At 73.0% G+C, this 23,300-nt stretch carries 20 protein-coding genes; 8 read left to right on the top strand and 12 right to left on the bottom strand.

From position 1 onward, the window contains the following. Both H490_RS28135 and H490_RS28130 read right to left on the bottom strand, forming a co-directional pair. Nucleotides 1-1,788, bottom strand: coding sequence for a PD-(D/E)XK nuclease family protein (locus tag H490_RS28135; protein ID WP_031290197.1), 1,788 nt, complete (start codon nucleotides 1,786-1,788; stop codon nucleotides 1-3). Then, entirely contained in the window at nucleotides 1,743-2,963 is a 1,221-nt protein-coding gene (locus tag H490_RS28130) for a UvrD-helicase domain-containing protein (protein ID WP_031290196.1), read from the bottom strand. Before H490_RS28130 ends, H490_RS28135 begins: the two co-directional genes overlap by 46 nt. Nucleotides 2,964-3,132: 169 nt before the next feature. On the opposite strand from H490_RS28130, the gene H490_RS28125 reads away from it, so the two are divergent. Then, nucleotides 3,133-3,357: a DUF3107 domain-containing protein gene (locus tag H490_RS28125; protein ID WP_017884858.1), complete on the top strand. Its 225-nt coding sequence runs from the start codon at nucleotides 3,133-3,135 to the stop codon at nucleotides 3,355-3,357. Nucleotides 3,358-3,601: 244 nt separating this feature from the next. After that, the gene (locus H490_RS28120) at nucleotides 3,602-4,480 is read left to right on the top strand and encodes a CPBP family intramembrane glutamic endopeptidase (protein ID WP_017884857.1); all 879 of its coding nucleotides are present in this window, start codon (nucleotides 3,602-3,604) and stop codon (nucleotides 4,478-4,480) included. A 30-nt stretch (nucleotides 4,481-4,510) separates the two neighbouring features. On the opposite strand, the gene H490_RS28115 is transcribed toward H490_RS28120, so the two are convergent. The 3 genes from H490_RS28115 to H490_RS28105 form a co-directional block, all read right to left on the bottom strand. Further along, on the bottom strand, nucleotides 4,511-5,926 hold the full coding sequence (locus H490_RS28115; protein ID WP_017884856.1) for a bifunctional phosphopantothenoylcysteine decarboxylase/phosphopantothenate synthase: 1,416 nt from the start codon (nucleotides 5,924-5,926) through the stop codon (nucleotides 4,511-4,513). A gap of 134 nt (nucleotides 5,927-6,060) precedes the next feature. Continuing rightward, nucleotides 6,061-7,272, bottom strand: coding sequence for a methyltransferase domain-containing protein (locus tag H490_RS28110; protein WP_017884855.1), 1,212 nt, complete (start codon nucleotides 7,270-7,272; stop codon nucleotides 6,061-6,063). Further along, nucleotides 7,269-7,988 carry a ferritin-like fold-containing protein gene (locus tag H490_RS28105; RefSeq protein ID WP_017884854.1) on the bottom strand — a complete coding sequence of 240 codons (720 nt, stop codon included), beginning with the start codon at nucleotides 7,986-7,988 and terminating at the stop codon, nucleotides 7,269-7,271. The genes H490_RS28110 and H490_RS28105 overlap by 4 nt, the downstream gene beginning before the upstream one ends. 141 nt (nucleotides 7,989-8,129) lie before the next feature. On the opposite strand from H490_RS28105, the gene H490_RS28100 reads away from it, so the two are divergent. Further along, nucleotides 8,130-9,647 (top strand): DEAD/DEAH box helicase, encoded by a 1,518-nt coding sequence (locus H490_RS28100; RefSeq protein ID WP_017884853.1) that lies wholly within the window; start codon nucleotides 8,130-8,132, stop codon nucleotides 9,645-9,647. A 40-nt stretch (nucleotides 9,648-9,687) separates the two neighbouring features. On the opposite strand, the gene H490_RS28095 is transcribed toward H490_RS28100, so the two are convergent. Next, entirely contained in the window at nucleotides 9,688-10,539 is an 852-nt protein-coding gene (locus tag H490_RS28095) for a PHP domain-containing protein (RefSeq protein ID WP_017884852.1), read from the bottom strand. A 205-nt stretch (nucleotides 10,540-10,744) separates the two neighbouring features. Here H490_RS28095 and H490_RS28090 point away from each other — a divergent pair, with 205 nt between their 5' ends. Further along, nucleotides 10,745-12,163: an aminopeptidase P family protein gene (locus H490_RS28090; RefSeq protein WP_017884851.1), complete on the top strand. Its 1,419-nt coding sequence runs from the start codon at nucleotides 10,745-10,747 to the stop codon at nucleotides 12,161-12,163. Nucleotides 12,164-12,330: 167 nt separating this feature from the next. Here H490_RS28090 and H490_RS28085 read toward each other — a convergent pair whose 3' ends face one another. From H490_RS28085 to H490_RS28070, 4 genes are all read right to left on the bottom strand, one after another. Further along, a complete protein-coding gene (locus H490_RS28085; RefSeq protein ID WP_017884850.1) occupies nucleotides 12,331-13,944 on the bottom strand; it encodes a phytoene desaturase family protein in 1,614 nt (537 codons plus the stop codon). A gap of 61 nt (nucleotides 13,945-14,005) precedes the next feature. Next, nucleotides 14,006-14,392: a YchJ family protein gene (locus H490_RS28080; protein WP_017884849.1), complete on the bottom strand. Its 387-nt coding sequence runs from the start codon at nucleotides 14,390-14,392 to the stop codon at nucleotides 14,006-14,008. Between the two features lie 98 nt (nucleotides 14,393-14,490). Further along, entirely contained in the window at nucleotides 14,491-15,111 is a 621-nt protein-coding gene (locus H490_RS28075) for a response regulator (protein ID WP_017884848.1), read from the bottom strand. After that, nucleotides 15,108-16,454, bottom strand: coding sequence for a sensor histidine kinase (locus tag H490_RS28070; protein ID WP_017884847.1), 1,347 nt, complete (start codon nucleotides 16,452-16,454; stop codon nucleotides 15,108-15,110). The genes H490_RS28075 and H490_RS28070 overlap by 4 nt, the downstream gene beginning before the upstream one ends. 173 nt (nucleotides 16,455-16,627) lie before the next feature. On the opposite strand from H490_RS28070, the gene H490_RS28065 reads away from it, so the two are divergent. The 3 genes from H490_RS28065 to H490_RS28055 all read left to right on the top strand — a co-directional run bounded on the left by H490_RS28065 (nucleotide 16,628) and on the right by H490_RS28055 (nucleotide 18,720). Beyond that, on the top strand, nucleotides 16,628-17,731 hold the full coding sequence (locus H490_RS28065; protein WP_017884846.1) for an ABC transporter permease: 1,104 nt from the start codon (nucleotides 16,628-16,630) through the stop codon (nucleotides 17,729-17,731). Further along, complete coding sequence (locus H490_RS28060; protein WP_017884845.1) at nucleotides 17,728-18,432, top strand: ABC transporter ATP-binding protein; 705 nt, start codon at nucleotides 17,728-17,730, stop codon at nucleotides 18,430-18,432. Before H490_RS28065 ends, H490_RS28060 begins: the two co-directional genes overlap by 4 nt. A 63-nt stretch (nucleotides 18,433-18,495) precedes the next feature. Next, a complete protein-coding gene (locus H490_RS28055) occupies nucleotides 18,496-18,720 on the top strand; it encodes a hypothetical protein (protein WP_017884844.1) in 225 nt (74 codons plus the stop codon). Between the two features lie 310 nt (nucleotides 18,721-19,030). Here the strand turns inward: H490_RS28055 and H490_RS28050 are convergent, their stop codons facing one another. Beyond that, entirely contained in the window at nucleotides 19,031-20,623 is a 1,593-nt protein-coding gene (locus tag H490_RS28050; RefSeq protein WP_017884843.1) for an aminotransferase class I/II-fold pyridoxal phosphate-dependent enzyme, read from the bottom strand. 125 nt (nucleotides 20,624-20,748) lie between these two features. Here H490_RS28050 and H490_RS28045 point away from each other — a divergent pair, with 125 nt between their 5' ends. After that, on the top strand, nucleotides 20,749-21,663 hold the full coding sequence (locus tag H490_RS28045; protein ID WP_017884842.1) for a LysR family transcriptional regulator: 915 nt from the start codon (nucleotides 20,749-20,751) through the stop codon (nucleotides 21,661-21,663). 100 nt (nucleotides 21,664-21,763) lie between these two features. On the opposite strand, the gene H490_RS28040 is transcribed toward H490_RS28045, so the two are convergent. Then, the gene (locus H490_RS28040) at nucleotides 21,764-23,239 is read right to left on the bottom strand and encodes a DHA2 family efflux MFS transporter permease subunit (protein WP_017884841.1); all 1,476 of its coding nucleotides are present in this window, start codon (nucleotides 23,237-23,239) and stop codon (nucleotides 21,764-21,766) included. Between the last annotated feature and the right edge of the window lie 61 nt (nucleotides 23,240-23,300).

The following is a 23,300-nucleotide window of genomic DNA, read 5'->3' as shown; positions in this document are numbered from 1 at the left end:
TCAGAAACGGCAAAAATGCCTTCGAAAAGGCGGCGTGCGCCCGGTCTTCAGATCGAGCACGGTGATCTCGAGTGCTCCGTCGGCGCGCTGCGTCGCTTCGAGCCGGTCGGCCGTGCCCCGGAGCACCGCTCGATCGATGGGGATCGAGAACGCCGTCTCACGGCCGAGCAGGCTGCGCTCGGACGCCTCGAACGAGCGCAGATACGCGGCGAGGCTCTCGGTCATGGCGCGGGCGAGCCGTTCGGCGCGCTGCGATTCCCACTCGGCGTCGAAGGGCAGTTTGCCCCACTCGGCCTTCACCGCGTCGAGCATGGCCTCGGCGTCGGCCTGCTGCGCGGTCTCGAGGGCGTGGTGCACCAGCGTGCCGAGGCTCGCCTGGAGGTTTCCGCTGCCTCCCCCGAGGCTCGCGATCGCCCAGTCGAGCGGGCAGGTCTCGGCGCGTTCGAGCTGCGACGGGCTGACGGGCACGCTGCGCTCGGGGTCGTCGAGATCGAAGAGCGGGGCGGTGGTGCTGGGCGGCAGCACGCCGTACCACTCGGAGGGGCGGGCGCCGGGCACCGACTCGCGGGCGAGCGCGGCGATCGAGCGCAGCGCTTCGTCGTCGCCCGGGTCGAGCGCGAGCCTGCGCCTCATCTCGGCCACCGCTCCGCGCAGGGTGAGCCGACTGCTGGGCAGCTCCTCGCGCAGGTGAGCCCGGCCCAGGCCGAAGAAGGGGCTCGGGTGCTGTTCGTCGTCGGAGACCGCGACCACCAGCAGTTCGTCGCGGGCTCGGGCGCAGCTGTGCACGAAGAGCCGCAGCTCGTCGTGCATGGTGTCTTTGCGGGAGGGCGGGATCGCCTCCGCCCCGCGCAACCACCGCTCGAGCGCTGCGGTGCCGAGCAGCGACCCCCGAGCGCGCAGATTGGGCCAGGCGCCGTCTTGCACTCCGAGCACCGCGACGACCGAGAACTCCCGCCCGATGGCGCCCTGCGGGGTGGTGACGGTGACCGCGACGCGCTCGCTGCGCTGCGCGAGCGAGTCTTCGGGAACCGCGCTGAGCAGCAGATCGTCGAGCAGTTCGCCGATCGGTTGCTCGCTGTCTTGCTCTTCGTGACGCTGGAGCACGAAAAAGAGGCCCATCACGGCGTCGAGCGAGCGGTGCGCCTCGTCGGCGCGCACTCCGCGACCATCGAGGGCCTCGGCCTGCCAGCGATCGGCGAGCCGCGTGCCCTCCCACAGCGCCCAGAGCGTCTCTCGCGGTGTGCCGCCGGCCTCGTGCGCTCGGGAGGCCGCGGCGGTGAGCAGTCCGATGCGTCGCAGCGCACGGCCGCCGGAGCTGTCGATCACCGGGGTGTCGCCCGGGTGGGCGACGGCTTCGAGCACGAGCCCCTCGATGGCGCCCGGCTCGCGCTGCTCGGCCCGCGCGTCGCGGCGCTCCTGCATGAGCAGCGCGCCTCGCAGCCGCCGGATCGCCACGGGGTCGAGGCCGCCGATCACCCCGCCCGCGAGGCTCAGCACGTCGTCGCCGCTGAGCGGGACCAGCCCGAGGGCGTGCTGCAGCAGCCGCACGAGCTCGCGCACGATCTGGTGCTCGCGGAGCACGATGCCGCCCGCCGCGATCCCCGTGGGCACCTGGTGCGCGGCGAGTGCGCGCGAGACGCGCAGCGCTTCGGATCGGCTGCGGCAGATCACGGCCATGTCGCTCCAGTCGGTGCGTTCGCTCGCGCCGAGGCCGAGGCGGCGGGCGCGCAGGCGGTGGGCGATCACGCCCAGCTGCTCGGCGGACGATCCCACCGATGCGAACTGCACCGCCCCGAACTCGGCCGAGGCCGGCGCCGCCGTGGCGGGCCCCNCCCCGCCGATCGCGCCGCCCCGTCGGCGCTCTGAGCGGAGCGCTGCTCTCCTGCTCCCGCAGCGCCGACGCGCGCCGTGAGGCCGCGCACGAAGCCGCGCAGTTCGGGGCCGTGCCGATGCACCGTGCGCAGCACCGCGCGCTGCTCCCCGCCTGCGGCGGGTGCGCGGGAGGCCGTCGCGGAGGCCGCACCGGCCGCACCGCCGCCGCGCCGCTGGAGTTCGTCGCCGAGCCGCGCGAGCACGGCGGTGCGCTCGCCGTGGAACGCGCCGGTCGCCTCGTCGGGATCGCCGAAGACCCAGACCCGGCTGCCCGCGCTCGCGCAGGCCGCGATGAGCGCCAGCTCGCCCTCGCCGAGCTCTTGCGCATCGTCGACGAGCAGCAATCGCGGCACCGCGAACGTGCCCGGCGCCAGCGCCCCCTCGCCGATCGCCGAGCCGCCGGCCCGCACCGCGGCGGCGGCCGCGCGCAGCAGCGCGCTCGAGCTCAGCTCTTCGGGTCGCTCGACCGCGAGACGCTGCGAGACCGCCGCGATGAGTTCGAGCCCGTCGCACCAGCGATCGAGCATCTCGGGAGCGGGCGCCCGCGTCTGGGCCGCCCGCCCGGCAGCCCCGCGAAGCGCGCGCAGTTCGGCGGCGAAACCGGCCGGCTCGAGGTCGAAGTCGTCGACGATGCGCCACAGCTCGCGCAGTTCGGCGCGGAAGGCGGGGCTCTGCAGCACCTCGGGAACGAGCCCCGCGATGCCGGCGGCCCCGGCGAGGCCCCGCTCGATCGTCTCGGCGATCGCCTCGTCCTGCGCCGTGCCGGTCAGCAGGCGCGGCGCATCGCGCCCTTCAACGGCGGCGGCGCGGCCGAGCACGGCGAAGGCGAGCGACGCGGCGGTGCGCACCGGGGTGCCGCCGATCGCGCGCCCCGCACGACGTTCGACCCGCCCGCGCAGTTCGCCCGCCACCAGGCGGTTCGGGGCGATGACCAGCGCGTGATCCTCACCCCACCCGTCGAGGTCGATCACGCGTGCGAACGCCTCGACCAGCACCGTGGTCTTGCCCGTTCCCGGCGCCCCCAGCACCCGCGCGTGGCGGGCGGGGTCGAGGGCCAGAACGGCCTGCTGAGACGGGTCGAATGAGAGCATGCGATCACCCTACCGAGCACCTCGGACATTCCCGTCCGGCCGGCCCCGGGCTCGATGCGCTGACGGCGAACGGGCGCCGCAGCGGGCCTCTCGCGCGGCCCGCTGACCCTAGACTCGGAGAACGGATCAACAATCGTGGTCTCGCACCACAGCACCCGAGGAGGCACCCGTGGAAGTTCGTATCGGCATCAAGCACTCGCCCCGTGAGCTCGCGTTCGAGACCGAGGCGAGCGCCGACGAGGTGCGCGGCCTCATCGACGCGGCCGTCGAGAAGGATTCGGCGCTGCTCGCTCTGAGCGACACCCGGGGCCGCCAGTACCTCATCGACACCGAGTCGATCAGCTATGTCGAGCTGGGCGGCGAAGGCGGTCGCAAGGTCGGCTTCATCAGCTGAGGCAAGATCGGCCTCATCGACTGATCCCTGGCGGCCGCATCAGCCGACCGGATCGATCGGCCGCGGGCGACGCCCTCGATCCGGCGCATGCCGTCACCGGGGCGCGCCGCCCCTGCGCCCCGCCGCCACCGCGATTCGCGGTCCCGTGCCCGCGGGCCGTGCCGCAGAAACGCCCGCGCGCAATCGCGTGTCGCCGCCGCAGAACCGATAGGTTCATCCTCACCGCCGAACGGAGTGAGGGATCATGGTCGAGTACGCGCGCAAGAACCGCTGGCAGGTGTTCTGGAACCGTGGGAACTGGTGGAAGGCCCTGCTCCTCGTCGTCGGCTACTGGGGTGTCTACCAGCTGATCGGCCTCGGAACGTCGACGCTGTTCCACTCCTCCGTCGACCGACAGAATCCGCTCTCGAGCCCGACGAGCATCTTCTTCACCGTCGCGCTCCCGATCATCATCGCCGGCGGCCTGCTGCTGCTGTTCGCCATCTCGCTCGGCTGGGTGCGCGATCTCTTCGGCCGTCAGCCCCTCCCCGGACGCCCTTGGATGTGGCTCGCGGTCGTGCTCGTGCTGATCCCCGTCGTCGTGCGCCTCGTGGCGGCGAACTGGGCCGCCTACTCCATAGCGACCGTGCTGACGCTGCTCTTCCTCGGCCTCTGCATCGGCTTCACCGAGGAGCTCTTGACCCGCGGCTTCGTCGTCAAGATGCTCCGGGACGGTGGCCACGGCGAGAAGACCGTCCTCGTGCTGTCGTCGGCGTACTTCGCCACGCTGCACGCCGGGAACGCCCTCGGCGGTCAAACAACGCAGACGGTGCTGGTCACCGTCGCCTACACGTTCGGCTTCGGCGCGATGATGTACCTCTCGCTGCGCGTCACCGGCCGGATCTTCTCGGCGATCCTGCTCCACGCGGCGACCGATCCGACCACCATGCTCGCGACAGGCGGCATCGACACGCACTCGTCGACCGGGTCGACGTCGCAGGGTCTGCTCTCGGTCGCCGGCTTGTTCGACTTCGTCTACATCGCTCTCGCCCTCGTCGCCCTCCTGCTCGTCAAGAATCGCGAAGGGCGCGCAGCCGAGGCGCCGCTCGAGGCGACGAGCGCGCGGGAGCCCGCCGAGCAGTAGGCACCGGGCGCTGCACAGTACCGGCGCGCGCTATCGCAGTTCGTCGCGCACGGCGTCGAGCAGGCGCTCGGCCACGTCGCGCTTGCTGCCGTGCGCTTCGCAGGCGAGGTGCCCGTCGGCGTCGAGCACCAGCAGGCTGTTGTCGTCGGTCTCGAAACCCGCGTTCCACCCCACCGCGTTGACGGCCAGCAGATCGGCGCCCTTGCGAGCGAGCTTGCGCCGACCGCGCTCCAGTAGTTCGGAGCGCGCCGCGGCCGCGTCGAGGCCCTCGCCCTCGACTCCGCCCGCCACGGTCTCGGCGGCGAAGCCCACGATCACCTGCCCCTCCCGGCGCCCCTGCACGAGTCCGACGAGCACGTCGGGGTTCTCGACGAGTTCGAGCACGAGAGCCTCGCCGGGCGAGTCCTCCTTCCGCAGCTTCTGATCCGCCACGTTCGCGACACGGTAGTCGGCGACGGCCGCCGCCATGATGACCGCCTCGGCCCCGGACGACGCCCCGTTCGCCGCCGCCTCGAGCTCCGCCGTCGTGCCGACGGGCACGACCCGCACGCCCGCGCGATCCCGCACCTCGGCGAGTACCGACTCGTCGATGTTGGCGGCGAGCAGCACCACCTTCGCCCCGCGATCCGCGGCGGCCGCGGCGATCGCGACGCCCTGCCGGCCGCTGGAGCGGTTGCCGAGATAGCGCACCGGGTCGATCGGCTCGCGCGTGCCGCCGGCGGTGACGAGCACGCGGAGCCCGTCGAGGTCGCCGGGCGCAGCGGATTCGGCAGCAGGCTCGGGCCCGGCAGCAGGCTCAGGAGCGGCCTCAGCGGGCTCTGGCGCGGCGGCTGCACCGGGGATCGGCGCCGACGGCTGCTCCCCCGAGGCCTCGGGCGTCGCACCGGGTTCGGAATCGCCGTGGGTCGCGGCATCTCCGCCGCCCGAAAGCAGGTGCTCGACCGCCTCGGCGATCCGCTCCGGCTCGCTCATACGGCCCGGGCCGCTGTCGTCGCCCGTGAGCCGCCCGCTCTCGGGGCCCGTGAAGTGCACGCCTCGCGACCGCAGGATCGCCACGTTGTCCTGCGTGGCCGGGTGCTGCCACATCTCGGTGTGCATGGCGGGTGCGACGAGCACGGGCGCACGCGTGGCGAGGAGTGTCGTGCCGAGCAGGTCGTCGGCGAGGCCCGCGGTCATGCGGGCGAGCGTGTTCGCAGTGGCAGGAGCCACGACCACGAGATCGGCGCGCTGCCCGAGCGCGACGTGGCGCACCTCGGGGACGTCATCGTGCACCGACGCGGTCACGGGGTGACGGCTGATCGCCTCCCAGGTGGGCGTGCCCACGAAGCGCAGCGCATCATCGGTCGGCACCACGTGCACCTCGTGGCCCGCCTCGACGAGCAGTCGCGCGAGCGCAACGGCCTTGTAGGCGGCGATGCCGCCGGTCACCCCGAGCACGATGTTCATAGGGACATCCTGCCATGCCCTTGTCCGGCCATGCCCCGAGTCCCGGCGCAGGGTAAGGGTTCTGCCGAAGATATGCCGTATCCGGGCGGATCGACCATATCTTCGGCAGATCCAATATCGACGGCCGGCGCGCTTCAGCGACGTTCCAGCAGCACCGCCGCCTCCATGTGCCGCGTGTGCGGGAACATGTCGAAGACGCGCGCCTCGCGCGCCGCGAACGACGGCATCGCGGCGAGATCCCGGGCGAGGCTCTCGGGGTTGCAGCTGGAGTAGACGACGTGCCGGATCCCCGCGGCCCCCTCGAGCCAGCCGGCGAGCTCGGCGCCGATGCCGCGCCGCGGAGGGTTCACGATCACCGCCTCCGGCAGGTCCTCCCGAGAGGCTCCGAGAGCGAACGCCGTCGCGTCCCCCGCCTCGAACCGCGCGTCGATCCCCGCCTCGCGAGCGCTGCGCCTGGCCGAACGCACCGCCTCCTCGCTGATCTCGATCCCGAGCACGCGGCGGGCCGATCCCGCGCCCGCCGAGTGCAGCGCGAAGCCGCCGACGCCGCAGTAGAGATCCCAGAGCGACGCCGGATCCGCCCGCTCGATCCACTCCGCGGCCTGCGCGTACAGGGCGCGCGCCACGCTCGTGTTCGTCTGGAAGAAGCTCTGCGGCCGCAGGTGCAGGGCGAGGCCCGCCCCGGTGTCCATCGCGAGCGACGAGCCGAGCAGCGGCACCTCGCGCTCGCCCTCGAGCACGGCCTTGTGCTCGGGCAGCAGATTCACCGACACGACGGCCGCGTCCGGGATCGCGCGCCGCAGCTGCGGCAGGCGGGTGCGCAGCACGTCGAGCGCCCGCTCGCTGCGCACCACGAAGCGCAGCATCAGCCCGCCGTCGGGAGAGGCCGTGACGTGCACGAACTTGAGCTCGCCGCGCCGCTTCGGCACGTCGTAGGGAGGCAGCCCGCTCTGCTCGATGAAGCGGGCGAGGCTCGGGATCGCCTCGCGGATCGCGGGCTGCTGGATCAGGCAGTCGCGCAGATCCACGCCCGCGCCGTCGGGGCCGAGGATGCCGAGGGTCACCCGCCCCGGTCTCCCGCCCACCACCAGCTTCGCCTTGTTGCGGAAGTCGCGCACCCCGCCCGGCACGGGAGCCAGCCACGCGCCTTCGGGCACCCCGGGCAGCAGCTCGCGGCAGCGGGCCTCCTTGTCGAGCAGCTGCTGCTCGTACGGGGTCTCGATCAGCGCGCACGAACGGCAGCGCCCCGCCTCGAAGTAGTCGCAGATCGGGTTCGCGCCGCTCGCGAGCGGAAGCCGAGCGCGGCCGCGGGGCCGCCCGACGGGCCCGGGCCGGGCTGCGCTCATGCGGTCAGGCCCAGACCGTCCATGCGGCGGATGTGGTCGGCGATGAGCTCGGTGAAGACGGGCTCGACCTCGCTCTCGACGAACGGGCGGCCCTCGCTGAGAGCCAGCACGGCTCGCGAGACGAGCAGCGTATCGCCCACGAGGCGGCGGCCCCACAGCGCGAGCCAGCTCGACAGCCCCTCGTCGGTGACCAGGGCCGCCTGCAGCAGCTCCTTGAGCTCGGCGCGGCCGGTGTCGTCGTGCAGGATCGCGATGGCGTCGCCGCGGTAGCCGTCGCGCAGCCCGCTCGCGAGGCTCGCGAAGAAGTCGTCGAAGAGCCCGCCCACGAGGTACAGGGAGAGCACGTGCTGGTGCCAGTCGGCGGCGTCGATGCGCTCGACGTACTGCTCGATCACGTGCGCGAACGGCGTCATCACCACGTGCGGCTCTTCTCCGCGCCGGCGGATCTCGGCGGTGAGCCGCTGATGCTTCGACAGCGTCTGGCCGGCCACGCGGGCGAGCACGTCTTTCGCTTCGAGGGTCGGGGCGCCGGAGACGGCGCGGGTCGCGCCCTCGTAGAGCTCGAGTTGCAGGTAGGAGGTGAGGCCGAGGAACGGCATGATGCCGGGGGCAAACTCCGACAGCTCGACGCGCTCGGTGTCGACGGCGTCGCCGCGCGAACGCAGCTTGCGCGCTGGGGCGCTCTTCTTTCGCAGCCCACGGATCCACTCGAACACCCTGTCAGCTTACCGCCGACCCGACGCCTCGCTGGAATAGACTGTGCTCGAAATGTATTCATCGTCGGCGACGCAGGAGCGCCGACCGCTGCGCCTTCGTGATTGTGCGCGCAGCACCGCACCATACGAACAGGACGCAACGTGACGACTTTCCGCGAACTCGGCGTCGACCAGGACATGGTCGACGCGCTCACCGACAAGGGCATCACCGAGGCCTTCCCCATCCAGGAGCAGACGATCCCCCTCGCCCTCACCGGCCAGGACATCATCGGCCAGGCGAAGACCGGCACCGGCAAGACCTTCGGCTTCGGCCTGCCCCTGCTGCAGCGCATCGGCGAGAACCCCGAGCCGGGCGTGCAGGCGCTCATCGTGGTGCCCACCCGCGAGCTCGCGGTGCAGGTGTACGAGGATCTCGAGCTCGCCGCGAAGAACCGCGCCGCGACCGTCGTGCCGATCTACGGCGGCAAGGCGTACGAGGGCCAGATCGAGCAGCTGAAGGCCGGCGCGCAGATCGTCGTGGGCACGCCGGGCCGCCTGCTCGACCTCGCGAGCCAGCGGGTGCTGAACCTCGGCAACGTGCGCGAGATGGTGCTCGACGAGGCCGACAAGATGCTCGACCTCGGCTTCCTCGCCGACATCGAGAAGCTGTTCTCGAAGACCCCGGCCACCCGCCACACGATGCTGTTCTCGGCGACCATGCCGGGCACGATCGTCACGCTCGCGCGCCGCTTCATGTCGAAGCCCATCCACATCCGCGCCACCGATCCCGACGAGGGCGCCGCGCAGGCGAACATCGAGCACATCATCTACCGCGCGCACTCGCTCGACAAGGACGAGGTGATCGGCCGCATCCTGCAGGCCGAGGGCCGCGGCAAGACCGTGATCTTCATGCGCACGAAGCGCGCGGCGGCGAAGCTGCAGGAGGAGCTGAACGACCGCGGCTTCAACACCGCGGCCGTGCACGGCGACCTGAACCAGGATCAGCGCGAGCGCGCGATGGCCGGGTTCAAGGCGGGCAAGAAGGACATCCTCATCGCGACCGACGTGGCGGCGCGCGGCATCGACGTCGACGATGTCACGCACGTGATCAACCACACCGTGCCCGACGACGAGAAGACCTACCTGCACCGCGTGGGGCGCACGGGCCGCGCGGGCCGCACCGGCATCGCCGTCACCTTCGTCGACTGGGACGACCTGCACAAGTGGGCGCTCATCGACAAGGCGCTCGAGTTCGGCGTGCCCGAGCCCGTCGAGACCTACTCGTCGTCGCCGCATCTCTTCGCCGATCTGAACATCCCCGAGGGCTCGAAGGGCCGGCTCAAGGCCACGCCGGTGAAGGAGCGCGCTCCTCGGGCCGGCGGCCCGAGGTCGGGCGACGAGGGCGGGTCGCGGGAGGAGCGCGGCGAGGGCCGCTCCCGCAACCGGCGCCGCACCCGCAGCGCGAACCCCAAGGGCCCGGGCCGCCACGAGGCCCACGGCCACGAGCAGCACGGCCACGATCAGGAGGGCGGCGGCGAGCCCGGCGCCCCGCTGCTGCAGGACGGCGGCGAGGGATCGTCGCCGCGCCGGCGCCGTCGCCGTCGCCGCGGCGGATCGCAGAACGACGCCGGCGCCGCGGGAGCGGGTTCGGCCGAGGCCGGCGCGGCCTCCGCGGAGTAGCCACGCCGGGCCCGCGCCGCGCATGCGGCGCGGGCCCGGATCAGCGCGGTGTCACGAGCCGCTCGCGCAGGCGTTCCACGAGCGCCGGATCGGTCGCGCGCTCGCCCAGCAGGTTCGGCTTGCCGGCGCCGTGGTAGTCGCTCGAACCGGTCACCGCGAGCCCCAGCTCGGCGGCGGCGCCGGCGAGCGGGGGCAGCCAGTCGGCCCGGTTCTCGGGGTGGTCGAGCTCGACACCCCAGAGCCCCGCGGCGGCGAGCTCGCGCAGCTCGCGCGCGGTGGTCGGGGTGCGCTGCCGGAAGGCCGCCGGGTGGGCGAGTGCGGCCGCTCCCCCGGCTGCGCGCACGAGCCGGATCGCCTCGACGGTCTCGATGGCGTAGGTGCCCAGGTAGTAGGGAGAGCCGGGGTGCAGGATCTCGGCGAACGCCGTGCTGCGGTCGGCGAAGTAACCCGCGGCGACGAGCGCGTCGGCGATGTGGGGGCGGCCCACGGTGCGCGCGTCTTCTTCGCCCACCACGGATTCCCAGGTGATCGCGTAGGCGGCCGAGAGCCGCCGCACCATCTCCTGCGCGCGCCCGAGCCGCGAACTGCGCACCTCGGCGAGGGCGGCGAACAGCTCGCCCGCGGCCGGGTCGATGCCGTAGCCGAGCAGGTGCCGCGAGCGGCCGGCGTGCTTCGTCGTGATCTCGATGCCGGGGAGGAAGTCGACGCCGGCGTCGCGGGCGGCGTCACGGGCTTCGCCCCACCCGTCGATCGTGTCGTGGTCGGTGAGCGCGAAGCCCGCGAGCCCGATCCCGGCCGCCTCGCGCGCGATGTCGGAGGGCCTCGTCGTGCCGTCGGAGAACACCGAGTGCGTGTGCAGGTCGAAGCCCTGCTGCGTCCCGGATCCGGCCATTGCTCCATCCTATGAGGTCAGCAACGGGCCGCGGACCGGGGTGAGGGGCTCGCGAGTGGCCGAAACGTGCTGAGAAGCCCGGGATCCTCGACACTTCTCGACCCCTCGGCGGGGTCGCACCCGCGCTCGGGGCCGCGCCCCTGGACGCGGCCCGGTACGGCTCGGCCCCCATCGACCGCTCGGCGGGGAGTGAGAGGATGGGAGGATGACCGAGAGCGCGCAGACCACCCACGAGGTGGAGATCGACCACAGCAACCGCAGCACCACGCCGCAGACCGGCGCCTTCCTCGACTACATCTCGTCGCACTGGGCCGACCGCCCCGAGACGATCCCGGCTGCCTGGCCCGTCGCCCCGTACGCGGCGCGGCGGCGGGCCGCGCTCGGCGCGCTCTTCCCCGGCGAGCGCCTCGTGATCCACGCGGGCGCGATGAAGCAGCGCTCGAACGACACCTTCTACCCCTTCCGCGCCCACAGCGCCTTCGCGCACCTCACGGGGTGGGGCGCCGAGAGCGAGCCCGGCTCGATCCTCGTGCTCGACCCGGCCGGCGACGCGCACGAGGCGACCCTCTACTTCCGAGAGCGCGCGGGCCGCGACAGCGACGAGTTCTTCGCCAACCCCGAGATCGGGGAGTTCTGGATCGGGGCGCGCCCCTCGCTCGCGCAGGTCGCCGGCGCGCTCGGGATCCGCACCGCCCCGATCGCCGAGTTCGCCGCGGACGAGCGCGACCGGGTGGTCGGCCACGGCGCGGTCGAGGCCGACGGCGCCGGAACAGGCGACGACGAGAACCTCGCCCGAGCCGCCTCCGAGCTGCGACTCGTCAAGGACGGGTTCGAGCTCGCCGAGATGCAGGCCGCCGTCGACGCCACCGCCCGAGGCTTCGAGGAGGTGCTCGCGGCGCTGCCGCAGGCGAGCGCGCACGCCCGCGGCGAACGGATCGTGGAGGGCGTCTTCAACCAGCGAGCCCGCCTCGACGGCAACACCGTCGGCTACGAGACGATCGCCGCCTCCGGCCCGCACGCCTGCACCCTGCACTGGATCCGCAACGACGGCCCGGTGCTCGACGGCGACCTGCTGCTGCTCGACGCGGGCGTCGAGCTCGACAGCCTCTACACGGCCGACATCACCCGCACCGTGCCGGTCTCCGGCGCGTTCTCGGCGGTGCAGCGACGCGTGTACGAGGCCGTGCTCGAGGCCGCCGACGCGGCCCGCGCGATCGTGCGGCCGGGCATCCGCTTCGGCGACGTGCACGACGCGGCGATGGCCGTGATCGAGCGACGCACCCGCGAGTGGGGGCTGCTGCCCGAAGACGACGGCACGGCCTACCACCGCCGCTACATGGTGCACGGCACCAGCCACCACCTGGGCCTCGACGTGCACGACTGCGCACAGGCCCGCCGCGAGATGTACCTTGACGGGGTGCTCGAGCCCGGCATGGTGTTCACGATCGAGCCGGGTCTGTACTTTCAGCCCGACGACCTGACCGTGCCCGAGGAGCTGCGCGGCATCGGCGTGCGCATCGAGGACGACATCGTGGTGACCGACGACGGCTGCATCAACCTGTCGGCCGGCATCCCTCGCACGGCAGACGAGGTGGAGGCCTGGATCCGCGACGCGCAGGCGTAGCGGAGGGACGCACAGGCGTAGCGGAGAGACGCGCAGGCGTAGCGGAGGGACGCGCAGGCGTAACGGAGCGACCGCAGGCGTAGCGGAGCGACGCGCAAGCCGACGGCAGCGACGCTCGGCCCCGGCGCGCGGACCCGATTCCGGGCCCGGGCGCAGGGCCGGCGCCGCTAGCCGAGGATCTCGAGGGCGGCCTGCGCCGCGTTGTGCCCGCCGATGCCGCTGACGGCGCCGCCTCGCCTCGCCCCAGAGCCGCAGACGAGCACGTTCGGCAGGTCGGTCGCCACACCCCAGCGCCGGGCCGGGGTGTCGAGCGGTTCGTCGTCGTCGGCCCACGGCCACGAGAGCGCGCCGTGGAAGATGTCTCCGCCGATCATGCCGAGCGAGCGCTCGAGGTCGAGGGTGGTGCGGGCCTCGATGCACGGGGTGCCGTCCGGTGCGGTGTAGAGGCAGTCGACGATCGGCTCGGCGAGCACCGAGTCGAGCGAGCGCTGTGCCGCGGCGACCAGCTGCTCGCGCAACTCGTCGTTGTTGTCGTCGGTGACGAGGGCGTGCGGCACGTGCAGCCCGAAGAGCGTGAGCGTCTGCGCGCCCTCTGCCTGCAGCTCGGGGCCGAGGATCGACGGGTCGGTGAGCGAGTGGCAGTAGATCTCTGCCGGCAGGGGGTCTGGCAGCGATCCGCCCGCTCCCGCCGCGTGCGCGGCCTCGAGCTGGGCCAGCGTCTCGTTGATGTGGAAGGTGCCCGCGAAGGCGGCGCGCGGATCGACGTGCTCATCGCGCAGCTGGGGCAGACGCTTCAGCAGCATGTTGATCTTCACCTGCGCACCGGCGGGGTGCTCGGGCGCCTCGGCGACGGCGGCGGCCGGTGCGCCGCCCGCGGCCAGCAGGCGCTCGAGCACGGCCGGCCCCACCCCGCTCAGCACGAGTCTGCCGCGCAGCGTCTCGGAGGTCGGGCCGGTGCCGATCCGCACCTCGCCCTCGGCCGTGATCGCCTCGACATCGGCTCCCGTGCGCAGCTCGGCGCCCGCGTCGCGCGCGGCCCGCTCGATCTCGCCGCTCACCCGCCCCATCCCGCCGACCGGCACGTCCCAGTCGCCGGTGCCGCCGCCGATCACGTGGTAGAGGAAGCAGCGGTTCTGCCGCAGCGACGGGTCATCGGCGCTCGCGAAGGTGCCGATGAGACCGTCGGTCAGCGCGATTCCGCGGGCGATGTCGGTGTCGAGGGCGGAGCGGATCCACTCGCCGATCGGGCGCTCGAAGAGGTCGCGCCAGAGCTCGTCGTCGCCGAGGCCGTCGACCGCGGCGCGCACCTCGGAGCGACGCTTGAGCGGATCGGTGACCGTGGGGAACAGTCGCTGCGCGAGCGGGGCGAGGCGCTCGTAGAAGGCGTCGAAGCGGGCGGCCTCGCCGCGGTCGCCGGTGACCCGCTCGAAGGAGGCCGCGGTCGCCTCGGCGTCGCCGTTGTCGACGAGCACGCCGCGCGACGGGTCGGCGGGGTCGGGTGTGTACGAGGAGTAGCGGCGGCGCGCGAGCTGGATCTCGAGACCGAGGTCGTCGATGATCTGCCGGGGCAGCAGGCTCACGAGGTAGGAGTAGCGCGAGAGGCGTGCTTCGACGCCCGGCCAGGGCTGCTCGGACACGGCCGCCCCGCCCAGGTGGTCGAGGCGCTCGAGCACCACCGTGCGTTTGCCCGCGCGGGCGAGGTATGCGGCGGCGACGAGCGCGTTGTGCCCGCCGCCGACGATGACGACGTCGTGGGTGTAGTTCGAGTCTTCACTGACCATGCGCTCCACTGTAGCGCGAGCCGACACCCGTCGCGCAGCGGGTGCGACGGACGCGCCCTCGCTACACGACCTCACCGTCGACGTAGAGCCAGCGACCCTCAGCCGATCGGCGGAATTCGCTGCGCTCGCTCTGTTCGAGTCGCCCCTCGGACGTGCGCGCGATCGCCGTGAAGTCGACGGAGCCCCGCCGGTCGAAGGGGCCGCCCGCGGAGGCGCCGTGGATGAAGAGGCGCCGCCATTCGACGCCCGGATCGAGCTCGAGCTCGGCCGGGCGCGTGGCGGGGTCCCAGGTCGCGAGCAGGTAGCCCGCGTCGCCGAGGGCGAACGCGCTGTAGCGGGAGCGCATGAGCCGCTCGGCCGTGGGTGCCGCGGCGCCGGCGTGCAGCGGGCCGCAGCACTCCGCATAGGCGACGTCGCGACCGCAGGGGCAGGGATCCTGTTCGTTCACGGCTCCAGCCTAGGTTCCGGCGCCGCGGGCCGCGACCGCAGGCCCGCAACGCGGCCGCCCGCCCCGGGCGCGGTCGCGAGAGATGCTCGGTGCCTCACTCAGCGCAGCACGCCGAGCTCGCGGGCCGCGGCGACCGCGGCCGTGCGGGTCGAGACTCCCAGCTTGTCGTAGACGTGCACGAGGTGCGACTTCACCGTGGCGTCGGTGATGTGCAGCTCGGCCGCGATTCCGCCGTTCGTGCGCCCCGCCGCCACGAGCTGCAGCACCTCGATCTCGCGGGCGCTGAGACTCACGGCCGGCGCGCGCAGCCGCGCGAGCAGCCGCCCCGCGATCGCGGGCGCGAGAGCGCTCTCGCCGGCGGCCGCCGCGCGCACCGCCGCGACGAGCTCGTCGGGCGGGGCGTCTTTCAGCAGGTAGCCGCTCGCGCCGGCCTCCACCGCGCTCAGGATGTCGCCGTCGGTGTCGTAGTTGGTGAGCACGAGCACCGCGGGCGGGTGAACCTGAGCCCGGATGCGGCGCGTGGCCTCGGCCCCGCTGCCGGAGGCCCCGAACTGCAGATCCATGAGCACGACGTCCGGCTCCGCGCCGGCGGCGAGCGCGACGGCGGCGTCCGGCGTGGCCGCCTCGCCCACGATCTCGAGGTCGCGCTCGCACTCGAGCAGGGCCCGCACCCCCGCGCGCACGACCGGGTGGTCGTCGGCCAGTACGATCCGGATCATCGCCCGATCCCCTCACCTGGCTCCGGTGAGCGCGGTGCCGCGGCGACCGTCACACGCAGCTGGGTGCCCGACCCGGGGGCGGAGTCGATCTCGAGGGTGCCGCCGAGTTGACGGGCCCGCTCCTCGATCGCCCGCAGCCCGAAGGAGTCGCGGTCGGCTTCGCGCACGGCGACGCGCGCCGGGTCGAAGCCGACGCCGTCGTCGCTCACCACGAGCACGACCGCCTCGCCCTCCCGCCGCAGCGCGATCCGGGCCCGCCCGGCGGCCGAGTGGCGCACGGCGTTCGAGACGGCCCCCTGCGCGATGCGCAGCAGGGCGCTCTGCGTGTCCATCGGCAGCGCGACTCCGCCCTCGCCCCCGGCGCCGTCGCCCACCTCGACGTCGATGCGCAGGCCGGCGCGGCGGCTCTGGTCGGCGGCGAGCCGGTGCAGCGCCGCCGCGAGACCGCCGTCGAGCGTCGCGGGGGTGAGCTCGCGGATGAATCGCCGCGTCTCGGCGAGGTTCTCGGCCGCGGTCTCACGCGCGAGCCGCACGTGCCGCAGCGCGGCGCCCTCGGGGGCGTCCCGTTCGGCCGCGCGCAGCAGCATCTGGATGCTCGAGAGCCCCTGGGCGACCGTGTCGTGGATCTCCCTCGCCAGCCGCGCCCGCTCGGCGAGAGCGCCCTGCTGGCGCTCGGTCTCGGCGAGCCGCTCGCGGGTGAGCAGCAGTTCGGAGACGAGTTCCTCCCGCTCCCGGGCCTCCAGCGCCAGTGCGCGGTAGCCGAGGCCGATGAGGATCGCGACCCCGGCTCCGACGAGCGGCCCCAGCACACCGCCGACGCTGAAGCCGTGGTGGGATCCGAGTGCGGCGATCGCGATCGCCGTGCCCGCCACGACCGCCCCGACTCCGAGCGCTCCGGGCAGCACGTGCAGGTAGAGGAAGAACATGGGGAAGACGAGATAGGCGCCGTCGGGCGCGAGCCAGACGAGTGCGGCCCAGAGCATCGTGAGGGCGAGGATCCAGGCCGGCGCCGCCCACCGCGCGCGGACGCCGCCGCGACCGGCCGGGCCAGCGGGATCGACCGGTGCGCCCGGGCGCCCCCGGTCGAACCGGTCGCCACCATCGCTCGGACCGCTCCGGTGGCCCTCCCCCTGCCGAGCGCTCCGCGCTCCCCTGCGCGCCGCCGCGGCCCCGAACAGGTAGAGACCGACGAAGAGCGCCGCGAGCGTCAGCACCCACGGCCAGCGGGGGTCGTCGAGCGCGATGGCGCGCACCACGGCGAAAGCGGCGAGGGCGACGAGCAGCGCGTGCAGCCCGATGCGCAGCCCGGCGAAGACGGGCGTGAGCGTGGTGCGGTGCGACATCGATCCCAGGCTACGCCGGTCGCCGTCGGGCGCGCATCAACCGAAAGTTCGATTCGCCGCGTCCGTCCGGTGCAGAGCGCAACCGGTCTCGCGGGCGATGCCTCCGATCCGCTCGAGGCGGAGGCTGGTGAGCGGGTCGTGATCCGTCTCACCGCGGCCCGGAGAGGAAGATCGTGTTCGTCGCCTGGAGAGACCTGCGCTTCGCCCGCGGGAGATTCGTGCTCATCGGGGCCGTCGTGGCTCTCATCACCCTGCTCGTGGGTTTCCTCTCGGGCCTGACGGGAGGCCTCGCCTCCCAGAACGTCTCGGGAGTGCTCGCACTGCCCGGCGACCGCCTCGTGCTGCAGGACGCCTCGGGCGAGGGGGCGAGCTTCGCCACCTCCGCCCTGGACGAGGCCGCGATCTCGGGCTGGCGCGAGGCCCCCGGCGTCGATGCGGTGACGCCCGTGGGCATCGTGCAGTCCCGGGCGGAGGTCGCGGGATCCGGGTCGCCCTCGGGTGTCGCGCTGTTCGGTCTCGCGGGCGCGGACGGGATCGCGGGATCGGCGCCCGATGCGACGGCGGTCGTCGAACTCGCGCCGGCGAGCTACGATGAGGTGGGGCTCTCATCCGGCGCGGCCCGCGAGCTCGACGCGACGGTGGGCGACTCGATCACCATCACGGGTGCCGAGTACCGCGTCGCACGGATCGGCGGCGACGCCTGGTACAGCCACACCCCCGTCGTGGTCATGACACCGGCCGCCTGGGCCGCCGCCGACGAGCGCGTGGGAGGCAACGGTGAGCCGACGCTGCTCGCCGTCTCCGGCTCGCCCGACTGGGAGGGGCTCGCGCAGCGCACGGGCACCAGCGCCGAGACGCCGCTCGCGAGCCTCACCGCGCTCGAGACGTTCCGATCCGAGATCGGCTCGCTCGGGCTGATGATCGCGCTGCTGTTCGGCATCTCGGCACTCGTGGTCGGCGCCTTCTTCACCGTCTGGACCATGCAGCGCTCGGCCGACGTCGCCGTTCTGAAGGCGCTCGGCGCGACCACGGGCTCGCTCGTGCGCGACGCGCTCGGGCAGGCGCTCGTCGTGCTCGTCGCCGGCATCGGCGTCGGACTCGCCGTCGTGGTCGGGCTCGGCGCGCTCGTCGGCACCGCACTCCCGTTCCTGCTGAGCCCGCTGACCACGATCGCCCCCGCGGCCGTCATGGCGGCGCTCGGCCTCGCCGGAGCCGCGTTCGCGCTCCGATCCGTCACGTCCTCCGACCCCCTCACCGCCCTCGGGAGCCACCGATGATCCAGCTGCACGACGTCACCCTGACCTTCCCCGACGGCGAGGGACGCATCACCGCCCTCGACCGGGTGTCGCTCGACGCCCCCGCCGGGCGCGTCACCGGCATCACCGGGCCCTCCGGCTCGGGCAAGTCGAGTCTGCTCGCGGTCGCCGCGACGCTGATCCGGCCGGATTCGGGCCGCGTGATGATCGGCGACCTCGACGCCGCCGCGCTCACGTGCCGCGAGGCGGCGGCACTGCGCCGCGAGCGCATCGGCATCGTCTTCCAGCAGTCCAACCTGCTGCCCTCGCTCACCGCGCGCGAGCAGCTGCTCGCGATGGCGGAGCTCGGGGGCGGCCGCTCCGAGCGGGCCGCGCGGCGCGCGCTCGTGCGCGGCGGCGCCGACGAGCTCCTCGCCGCGGTCGGCCTCGAGGCGCAGCGCGACAAGCGCCCGCATCAGCTCTCGGGCGGGCAACGGCAGCGCGTCGCGATCGCCCGCGCCCTCGTGCACGCCCCCGAGGTGCTGCTCGTGGACGAACCGACGAGCGCGCTCGACCGCGAGCGGGGCGCCGAGATCATGGACCTCATCGCGCGCCTCACGCACGAACGCGGCACCGCCACGCTGCTCGTCACCCACGACCTCGTGCACGAGGGCAGCCTCGACGAACTGGTCTCGGTGATCGACGGCCGCGTGCGCGAGGCCGTCGTCGGCGGGATAGGATAGACGCATCGCGGTGCGCCTCACGGGCTCGCCGCACCAGCATCACGACATTCGCGAGGAGACACCGTGAAGATCCGCACCCGTATCGCCGCCGCCGTGACCGCAGCCATCGCCTCGGTCTTCGTGGCGGTGCCCGCCTTCGCCCACGACGGGCACGACCACGAGTCGATGTTCTCGACCGCGGGTCAGCCGCTCGACGTGGTGGCGATCTCGATCGTCGGCGTGGTGCTGCTGGCCGTGGTGCTCATCGGCTCGACCCTGGTGGGCAACCTCTTCGAGAAGAAGAAGTAGGCTTCCGAGCCATACGCGAGCGGGCGGCGGATCCTTCTGGATCCGCCGCCCNCATCTTCTTCGCAAAATCCGTTCGAAAAATCCTTCTGGATCCGCCGCCCGCTCGCGTATCCGGCGTCGTGCGTGTCACCGTTCCTTCGGGCCTCACCGATGTTTCGGAGCGGAACCCCCGATCCGATCCGAAACATCGGTCAGATCCGAAGCATCGGTCAGATCCGAAGCATCGGTCAGATCCGAAGCATCAGCACGCCCCGAAGCAGCGACCCCGACACAACCCGCTTCGAACCGCCGGACCCCGGACCGCGCAGGCTCAGACGACCACGCGGATGCCCGACACCTCGGCGTCGACCGCGCCGCGCACGTAGCCAGTGGGCGACGCCGCGACGGCTCGCAGGAACTCGACGGTGTCGGCGGTGACCTCCTCGCCGGGCAGCATGTTCGGAATGCCCGGAGGGTATGCGGCGAGCGTGTCGGCCGAGATGCGCCCGACGGCCTGCTCGGCGGGCACGACCTCGCTCGCCGAGAAGTACGCGTCGCGCGGCAGCATGCGCAGCTCACCCGGCTCGGGCAGTTCGGGGAACTCGTGCACCGCCTCGGCCCCCAGCCGCTCGGCCTCGCGGGCGACCTCGTCGAGCGCGGCCATGAAGCGGTCGACGTCGACCTCGCGGGTCGCGCCGATCACGGCGACCGCGCTCGTGGCCGTCGACATCTCGAGGTAGACGCCGTGGCGCTCCTTCAACGCGGCGCGCACCCAGTGCCCGCTGCGCCTCAGACGCGAGACGTCGATCGGAATGCGCAGGGGGTCGGTCTCGGCGATGTCGGGGAACGCGGAGAAACCGTCGCCGATGTCGGAGAACCGTGGATCGAGCGCCAGGCGACCCCGGATCTCGCCGGCGGCCCGCACCGCCCGCCCGATGCGCCCCTCCCCCGTGGCCATCGCGTGTCGAGCCGCATCGAGCGAACCCATGAGCACCCCGCTCATCGACGTCGACGAGGTCATGCTGAACGCGCGCGCGACGAGCGGTTCGAGGCGGTCGGCGAAGGGGCCGTGGCCGAGGTGCAGCATCGCCGACTGCGTGAGCGAACCGGCCAGCTTGTGCGTGCTCGACACCACGAGGTCGGCGCCGAGACGCGCGGGCGACTCGGGTAGCTCGGGGTGGAAGCCGAAGTGCGCACCCCACGCGTTGTCGACGATGATCGCCGCTCCGTGCCGGTGCGACACCTCGGCGAGGCCCGCCACGTCGGCCACGGATCCGAAGTAGCTCGGCGAGACGACGTAGACGCTCGACACCGCGCGCCCCGCACGCGCCTCGCGCGTCAGCGCCGCGTCGAGCGCCTCGGGCGTGAGGCCGTGGGCGATGCCGTGCCGCGAGTCGACCGACGGCGCCACGAACGAGGGCACGAGCCCCGAGAGCAGCACGCCGTCGGTGAGGCTCGAGTGCATCGCGCGCTGGATCAGGATGCGCTCGCCGAGCCCGCGCACGGCGATCGCCGCGGTGCGGTTGGCCTGTGAGGCGCCGTTGGTGAGGAACCAGCTGCGCTTCGCCCCCCACGCGTCGGCGGCGAGGCGCTGCGACTGCACGAGCGGGCTGTCCTCGCCCGCGTCGATGCCCTCGAGCAGCAGCGGCACGTCGAGCTGCACCACGCGGCCGCCGAAGAGGCGGGCGATGTGCTCGCCGCCCGCCTCGGGATCGTTGCCGTGCCCCGGCACCATGAGCGAGAGCGGCGCCGAGTCGCCGAAGCGCGCGATCGCCTCGGCGTACGGCATGCGGTACTGATCCTCGGCGTAGCGCGGCGTCGCGGAAGCCTGGGTCGCGAAGGGCGCGTTCGCCTCCGCGGTGGCCGTCTCGATCAGCGCGTCGTGCGCGGGAAGACCGGGGGGCGTCGTCTCCTGGTGCAGCATGGGCCCAGCATCTCGCGCGCGCGGTGCGCGGCGGAACCCCGCAAACGCCTCCCGGGAACCATATACTGTCTTGAACGAACGGGGGTGAGGCCCCCGTCCAGCTCCATACGGAACAGGGGTACCCGATGATCGATCTGCGCCAGCTCCAGGCCCTCAGCGCCGTCGCCGCAGAGGGCTCGGTGGCGCGCGCCGCCACCCGCCTCGGCTGGAGCCAGCCCACGGTCGACTACCACCTCAAGAACCTCGACCGCCTCGTGGGCGCCGACCTCACCGCCCGCAGCACGCGCGGCAGCAGGCTCACCACCGCGGGCGCCCTCATGCTCGAGCGCGGCGAGGAGATCCTCGGCCTCGCCGACCGCGCGCTCACCGACGTCCGCGACCTGGCCCAGCTGGGGCGCACCCGACTGCGCTTCGGCACCTTCCCCACGGCCGCCGCGCGCCTGCTGCCCGGCATCGTCAGCCGCGTCTCCGAGCTCGGCATCGAACTCGACGCCACGCTCGAAGAGGTCGCGCCGCTCGTGGCGCGCATCAACCAGCACACGCTCGACGCGGCGCTCGTCTACGCGGCGGGCAGCTACCAGCTGCCGTTCCGATCCGAGGTGCACACCACCCCTCTGTTCACCGATCCGATGCTCGTCGCCCTGCCCGCGGTGCACCCCGAAGCCGCGCACACCAGATTCGACCGGTCCGCGCTGCTGTCGCTCGCCTCGGACAGCTGGGTCGTCGGCTCCACCCCCGGCGACACGCTCGACGAGCTCGTGCGCGAGGTGTTCGAGGTCGAGGGGCACAAGATCGACGTCGCGATCCGCACCGACGACTACTCGGTGGTGCTGGGCCTCATCGCGGCGGGCATGGCCGTGGGCCTCGTGCCGAGCCTCGTCGCGTCGAACCCGCCCGAGGGCGTGGTGCTGCGCCCCATCGATGACCCCCGCTTCGCGCGCGAACTGCTGCTCGCAGCGCCCGCGGGTCCCGGCGGGCCGTCGACGGCGGTGCGGCAGCTCGCCGAGGCCGTCCGGCGGTCGATCTCGGCCCTCGAGTGAGGCCGCTGCCGCGCGATCCCGCCGACTCCTTCGACGGGCTCGGGCATCGGAGTCGGCGGGCTCGACGAGAAGCGCGGGTCGGCCGAGCGGCGGGCCGCGGTCAGTGCCCCGCCGGCGCGCCCTGCTGGTCGGCCGGCTTCTGCACGAAGTAGGCCAGCACGAGCGGCACGAGCGAGATGCACCCCGCGACGAAGAAGGCCGCGTTCGTGCCGGGCGCCCCGGCCTCCGCGGTCGACAGGCCGCGCGCCTCGCCGGAGTGCAGGAACGTCGAGTAGATCGAGATGAGCACGGCGGTTCCCGCCGCGCCCCCGACCTGCTGCAGCGTGTTCAGCACCGCGGAGCCGTGCGAGTACAGCGACCGGTCGAGCGAGCCGAGCGAGGCCGAGAACAGAGGGGTGAACGAGCTCGCGAGACCGAGCGACATCGCGATCTGCACGACCACGAGCAGCCACACGGGCGTGTGCGTGCCCACCGTCGAGTACATGAACATGGACGCCGTGATGAGGGTCGTGCCGGGCACGAGCAGCGTCTTCGGGCCTCGCGCATCGTAGATGCGTCCCATCACGGGGCCGAGCAGGCCCATGAGGATCGATCCGGGCAGCAGCACGAGGCCGGCGGCTGTCGGTTCGAGACCCGCCACGTTCTGCAGGTAGAGCGGCAGCAGCGAGAACGTGCCGAACATCGACAGCGCGATCACACCCATGATGACCACGGAGATCACGTAGTTGCGCGAGGTGAACACTCGCAGGTCGAGCAGCGCGTCGTCCAGCTTCTGCAGCACGAGCTGGCGCCGCACGAACAGCGCGAGGAACACGACGCCGCCGGCGACCACGGCCCACGGCGGCACGCCTCCGCCGCCGGCGGCGCCTCCGTGCCCGCCGAGCTGGCTGAGCCCGAAGACGACGCCGCCGAAGGCGAACACCGACAGCACGATCGACAGCACGTCGATCGGGGCGCGCTTCGTCTCGCCGAGGTTCGTCATCCACTTCGCGCCGAGCAGCAGTGCGACGACCGCGATGGGCAGGATGATGCCGAAGAGCCAGCGCCATCCGAGGTGGTCGAGCACCACGCCCGAGAGCGTCGGTCCGAGCGCCGGCGCGAGGCTGATGACCAGGCCGACGCGCCCCATCATGCGGCCGCGGGAGTGCGGCGGCACCACGTTCATCATGGTCGTCATGAGCAGCGGCATCATGATGCCGGTGCCGGCCGCCTGCACGATGCGTCCGATGAGCAGCACGACGAAGCCGGGGGCGACGAGGCAGATCGCGGTTCCCAGCACGAACGAGATCATCGCGGCCAGGAAGATCTGTCGGGTCGTGAAGCGCTGCAGCAGGAAGCCGGTCGTGGGGATCACCACGGCCATGGTGAGCATGAACGCGCTCGTGAGCCACTGCCCGAGCTCGGGCGGGATCCCCAGCGAGGTGTTCAGCGCGGGGATGGCGATCGCCATGGTGGTCTCGTTGAGGATCGCGACGAAGGCCGCCACGAGCAGCAGCCAGATCACCCGCATGCCCGCGGGGTCGATCGTGTCGCCGGGCGCTGCGGGCACCCGCACCGAAGCGGTATCTGAGGTCACGGGAAGACTCCTTGAGATGAGCGGCCCCGGCCGGGGTCGCGCAGAGGACCCGTCGGAGGCA

The organism is Leucobacter sp. UCD-THU (genome assembly GCF_000349545.1).
In the GTDB taxonomy this organism is placed as follows: domain Bacteria; phylum Actinomycetota; class Actinomycetes; order Actinomycetales; family Microbacteriaceae; genus Leucobacter; species Leucobacter muris.
The sequence above is the reverse complement of the archived record's forward strand: the minus strand, read 5'-3'. Positions and strand labels throughout refer to the sequence as shown.

What these genes read in the sequence shown, in the direction of transcription:
- H490_RS28120 (WP_017884857.1), top strand. Translation starts at nt 3,602, where the DNA reads ATGGTCGAGTACGCGCGCAAGAACCGCTGGCAGGTGTTCTGGAACCGT.
- H490_RS28115 (WP_017884856.1), bottom strand. Translation starts at nt 5,926, where the DNA reads ATGAACATCGTGCTCGGGGTGACCGGCGGCATCGCCGCCTACAAGGCC.
- H490_RS28110 (WP_017884855.1), bottom strand. Translation starts at nt 7,272, where the DNA reads ATGAGCGCAGCCCGGCCCGGGCCCGTCGGGCGGCCCCGCGGCCGCGCT.
- H490_RS28095 (WP_017884852.1), bottom strand. Translation starts at nt 10,539, where the DNA reads ATGGCCGGATCCGGGACGCAGCAGGGCTTCGACCTGCACACGCACTCG.
- H490_RS28090 (WP_017884851.1), top strand. Translation starts at nt 10,745, where the DNA reads ATGACCGAGAGCGCGCAGACCACCCACGAGGTGGAGATCGACCACAGC.
- H490_RS28085 (WP_017884850.1), bottom strand. Translation starts at nt 13,944, where the DNA reads ATGGTCAGTGAAGACTCGAACTACACCCACGACGTCGTCATCGTCGGC.
- H490_RS28075 (WP_017884848.1), bottom strand. Translation starts at nt 15,111, where the DNA reads ATGATCCGGATCGTACTGGCCGACGACCACCCGGTCGTGCGCGCGGGG.
- H490_RS28070 (WP_017884847.1), bottom strand. Translation starts at nt 16,454, where the DNA reads ATGTCGCACCGCACCACGCTCACGCCCGTCTTCGCCGGGCTGCGCATC.
- H490_RS28060 (WP_017884845.1), top strand. Translation starts at nt 17,728, where the DNA reads ATGATCCAGCTGCACGACGTCACCCTGACCTTCCCCGACGGCGAGGGA.
- H490_RS28050 (WP_017884843.1), bottom strand. Translation starts at nt 20,623, where the DNA reads ATGCTGCACCAGGAGACGACGCCCCCCGGTCTTCCCGCGCACGACGCG.
- H490_RS28045 (WP_017884842.1), top strand. Translation starts at nt 20,749, where the DNA reads ATGATCGATCTGCGCCAGCTCCAGGCCCTCAGCGCCGTCGCCGCAGAG.